The organism is Methylobacterium sp. WL18 (assembly GCF_008040015.1).
GTDB lineage: Bacteria > Pseudomonadota > Alphaproteobacteria > Rhizobiales > Beijerinckiaceae > Methylobacterium > Methylobacterium mesophilicum.
The window spans coordinates 1-4,348 of record NZ_VRVD01000404.1 but is presented as its reverse complement, the minus strand read 5'-3'; the positions used below and the strand labels follow the sequence as shown (position 1 = coordinate 4,348).

General features: G+C 68.8%; 4 protein-coding genes. 2 read left to right on the top strand and 2 right to left on the bottom strand.

The genetic code is table 11. From position 1 onward, the window contains the following. Nucleotides 1-179: 179 nt before the first annotated feature. Entirely contained in the window at nt 180-1,121 is a 942-nt protein-coding gene (locus FV228_RS21620; RefSeq protein ID WP_147856488.1) for a D-2-hydroxyacid dehydrogenase, read from the bottom strand. A 103-nt stretch (nt 1,122-1,224) separates the two neighbouring features. After that, nucleotides 1,225-2,433, bottom strand: a complete 1,209-nt coding sequence (locus FV228_RS21615) for an aminotransferase class V-fold PLP-dependent enzyme (RefSeq protein ID WP_147856487.1) — start codon at nt 2,431-2,433, stop codon at nt 1,225-1,227. 552 nt (nt 2,434-2,985) lie between these two features. Here FV228_RS21615 and FV228_RS21610 point away from each other — a divergent pair. Further along, the gene (locus FV228_RS21610; protein WP_147856489.1) at nt 2,986-3,801 is read left to right on the top strand and encodes a UDP-2,3-diacylglucosamine diphosphatase; all 816 of its coding nucleotides are present in this window, start codon (nt 2,986-2,988) and stop codon (nt 3,799-3,801) included. 11 nt (nt 3,802-3,812) lie between these two features. Further along, nucleotides 3,813-4,348 (top strand): glycosyltransferase (locus FV228_RS21605; RefSeq protein WP_147856486.1); only part of this gene is annotated, 536 nt, incomplete at its 3' end.

The following is a 4,348-nucleotide window of genomic DNA, read 5'->3' as shown; positions in this document are numbered from 1 at the left end:
CCCCTCTGCGGGGGAGGGTGGGCCGGCCGTCAGGCCGGGTCGGGAGAGGGGAGCCCGGCTTCAAGATAAGGCAGAGCAGGTGTGAGGGCCGGAGCTTTCTCCTGCACCGCCGCTCCCCTCTCCCGACCCCCTCCGGGGGCTTTCCCTCCCCCGCAGAGGGGGGAGGGAGAGCCCGAGCCCTACTCGACCACGTTCTGCGGCTTGCCGGCGACGAACGCCTCGACGTTGTCGACGAGCTGGTCGGCCAGGATCTGCATCGCTTCCTTGCTGGCCCAGGCGACGTGCGGGGTGACGATCAGGTTCGGCAGGTCGGCCTCGCACAGGATGTTGCCGTCTTTGGGCGGCTCCTGCGCGACCACGTCGAAGCCCGCGCCCGCGATGGTGCCGTCCTTGAGCGCGGCCAGCAGCGCGGCCTCGTCCACCAGACCGCCCCGGGCGGTGTTGATCAGGATGGCGCTCTTCTTCATCCGCTTGAGTTCGGCGGCGCCGATCATCCCCTTGGTGTCGGGGGTGAGCGGTACGTGCAGCGTGATCACGTCGGACTGCGTCAGGATCGTCTCGAAATCGACCAGGCCGTCCTGCGGGAACACGTCGTAGGCCAGGACCTTCATGCCCAGCGCCTCGGCGCGCTTGCCGATCGACTTGCCGAGTGCTCCGTAGCCCACGATGCCGAGCGTCGAGCCGGCGATGTCGTAGATCGGGTAGTCGAAGTAGCAGAACTGCGTAGACTTCGCCCAGTCGCCGCGCCGCACCGAGTTGGCGTAGGGCACGATCGCCCGCCGGAGCGCGAACATCAGCCCGACCACGTGCTCGGGCACGGTGTTGAAGGCGTAGTTGCGGATGTTGACGACCGTGATGCCCTGGGCCTTGGCCTGAGCCTTGTCGACCACGTCGGTGCCGGTGGCGGCCACCGCGATCAGCTTCAGGTCGGGGAGCTGCTTCAGGGTATCGGCCCGCATCGGGACCTTGTTGATCAGCGCGATCTCGGCGCCCTGGAGGCGGGACACCGTGTCCTCCGGCGTCCAGGTCGATTCGTGCTCGACGTAATCGTGCGGGAAGTTGAACGGTCGGACCGTCGCGTCGAGGGACTCACGGTCCAGGAACACGATCTTCTTGGTCATAGATCCCCTCTCGGGCAACGGGCGGCTTCCTCGGGATTCTTGTTCTTACTTGCGCGCCGGGGCGGGGCCGGCAACCCGGCCCCGCCCCGGCAGCGTGCATGGATCACGCCTTGTGAAGCGGATTCTCGCGCAGGTAGCTGGAGGCGGCGGCGACGCCGGAACCCGGCGTGACCTTCACGCCGCAATCCAGCAGCGCCATCTCGGCACCCGCGATGGCGCCCAGCAGCGACAGCTCGTTCAGGTCGCCGATATGGCCGATGCGGAACACCTTGCCGGCGACTTTGGACAGGCCGCTGCCGAGGGACAGGTTGTAGCGCTCATAGGCGTGGGTGATCACCTTGGCGGCGTCGACGCCCTCCGGCACCAGGATGGCCGTGACCGTGTCCGAGTTCCACTTGGGCTCCTTGGCGCAGGGCTTGAGGCCCCAGGCCGCGACCGCCTGACGGGTCGCCTCGGCGAGCACGTGATGGCGGTGGTAGATGTTCTCCAGCCCCTCTTCCTTCACGATCTCCAGCGCTTCGCGCAGGCCGTAGAGCAGCGGGAGCGCCGGCGTGTAGGGGAAGTAGCCCGTGGCGTTGGTGGTGAGCTGGTCCTTCCAGGCGAAGTAGACATGGCCGAGCCGGTCGTTCCGGCCGGCGCCGCCCTCGGCGATCTTCAGCGCCTTGGGGCTGATGCAGATCAGGCCGAGGCCGGCCGGCAGCATGAAGCCCTTCTGCGACCCCGCGATGGCGCAGTCGACGCCCCATTCGTCCATCTTGAACGGCAGCGAGCCGATCGACGAGATGCCGTCCACGAACAGCAGCGCCGGGTGGCCGGCGGCGTCGATCGCCTTGCGGACCGCGCCGACGTCGCTGGTGACGCCCGTGGCGGTCTCGTTGTGGACGACCATCACGGCCTTGATGGTGTGGTCCTTGTCGGCCCGCAGGGCCTCCTCGATCTTCTGCGGATCGGCGCCGGTGCCCCACTCCTCGTCCTGGACGATGACCTCGAGGCCGAGGCGCTGGGCCATGTCGACCCAGAGGTGGCTGAACTGGCCGTAGCGCGCGGTCAGCACCGTGTCGCCGCGGCACAGGGTGTTGGACAGGGCCGATTCCCAGATGCCGGTGCCCGAGGATGGGAACAGGATGATCGTCCCGTTGGTCGAGCCGAACACCATCTTGGCGTCCTGGAACAGCGGCTTCGTCAGCTCGGGGAAGCTCGGCGAGCGGTGATCCTCGGACGGCACGTGCATCGCGCGCAGGACGCGATCCGGGATGTTCGTGGGGCCCGGGATGAAGAGATGGTTGCGACCGGGGCGCCGGGTTGCGGCCATGGTGTTTCCTCCAAAAACTCTGTTGCGCGCGGGCGGACCCGCGCCGGTTTGTTCAAACGTTTTCGGCGCCTTCGGCGGCCGTCTCGAGCTTCCTGCGCGCGGTGCCGGCGGGCGCGGCACGCGCCGCGACTCCCGAACGTCATCCGTGTCATCCGTGGATCGGGGGGCTCAGCGGAGCGGCAGGCGGCGTCTTGCCGCTCGCGTCGCGGCGCGCCCCCGCGCCGGTCGCCTCCGAAATGCCGTCCCGGTCTACGGCGCCTCGTCTCAAGGCACCCTGGCCGCCCTCGCCGCCTTCCAGTCCGCGTCCGGCCCGGCTCATGCCGAGCCACCGGTCGTCTGGTATTATGAGGCGGCGAAGCTGGGAAGCAAAACCGGAAAAACTTCGGGATCTCGGTAAAAAAATTTTTTGTGCATCGCAACGTCAGCTATCCGCGTTTGAGGACTTCTGCTGCGGCGCACCAAGACACCCCACAGCGATTCGGGCCCGCGTCATCAAACTGAGACGTGATCGCGCTCTGGATCCCGGCACCGTTCGACCGCCGGGAGGGTGACGTGGCCGAGGAAGAGGAGATGCCGGTCCGGGTCCGGACGCTGTTCCTGTCCGACCTGCATCTCGGGACGCGCGGCTGCCAGGCCGGGCTCCTTCTGTCGTTCCTGAGGGATTACGACGCCGACACGGTCTACCTGGTCGGGGACATCGTGGACGGCTGGCAGCTGCGCTCCGGGTGGTACTGGCCGCAGGAGCACAACGACGTCGTCCAGAAGCTCCTGCGCAAGGTCCGCAAGGGCACCAGGATCGTCTACCTGCCGGGCAACCACGACGAGTTCCTGCGGGACTACGTCGGCACGAATTTCGGTGGCATCGAGATCGCCGAGACCGCGATCCACGAGGCGGCCGACGGGCGGCGCTACCTGGTGATCCATGGCGACCAGTTCGACATGGTGGTGCGGCACTCGCCCTGGCTCGCCCATCTCGGCGACGGCGCCTACACGCTGGCGCTGACCCTTAACACCGTGATCAACCGGATCCGGCGGCGCGCTGGCCTGTCCTACTGGTCGCTGTCGGCCTGGGCGAAGCTGCGGGTGAAGAACGCCGTCAGCTTCATCGGCCGGTTCGAGACCATCCTGGCCGAGGAGGCGCGCCGCCAGGGCGCCAACGGGGTGATCTGCGGGCACATCCACCACGCCGCCGACCGGGCGATCGGCGACCTGCGCTACCTCAACACCGGCGACTGGGTCGAATCCTGCACCGGCCTGATCGAGCATTACGACGGCCGGATCGAGGTGCTGCACTATCCCAGCATCCTGCGGGCGCGCGAGGCCGAAGCCGCACCGCGCCCCGTGGCGGGCCGGCGCGCGGTGGCGTGAGGAACCCACGCGTGAAGCTCCTCATCGCCAGCGACGCCTGGCACCCGCAGGTCAACGGCGTGGTCCGCTCCCTGGAGCAGATGGTCCGCCGGGCGCCCGAGCACGGCTTCGAGACCACGCTGCTCTCGGTGGCCGACTTCCGCTCCCTGCCCCTGCCCGGCTACCCGGAGATCCGCCTCGCCATGGCCGGGCGGGACCGGGTGGCGGAGCGCTGGGCGGCCGAACGCCCGAGCCACGTCCATATCGCCACCGAGGGACCGATCGGCTTCGCGGCCCGGCGGCACTGCCTGGCCAACGGCCTGCCGTTCACAACGAGCTATCACACGCGGTTTCCGGAATACCTCGCCGCCCGGCTGCCGGTGCCGGAGGCGTGGTCCTACGCGTATCTGCGCCGCTTCCACGGCGCGGCGCGCGGGACCATGGTCAGCACCGTCTCCCTGCAGGCGGAACTGGAGGCGAAAGGCTTCTCCCAGCTGATGCGCTGGACCCGCGGGGTCGACACCGAGCGGTTCCGGCCGGCCGCCCCCGGCGAGCCGCCGCCGACGGA

Excerpts from the sequence above, each read along its gene's own strand:
- FV228_RS21615 (WP_147856487.1), bottom strand. The coding sequence starts at position 2,433 with ATGGCCGCAACCCGGCGCCCCGGTCGCAACCATCTCTTCATCCCGGGC.
- FV228_RS21620 (WP_147856488.1), bottom strand. The coding sequence starts at position 1,121 with ATGACCAAGAAGATCGTGTTCCTGGACCGTGAGTCCCTCGACGCGACG.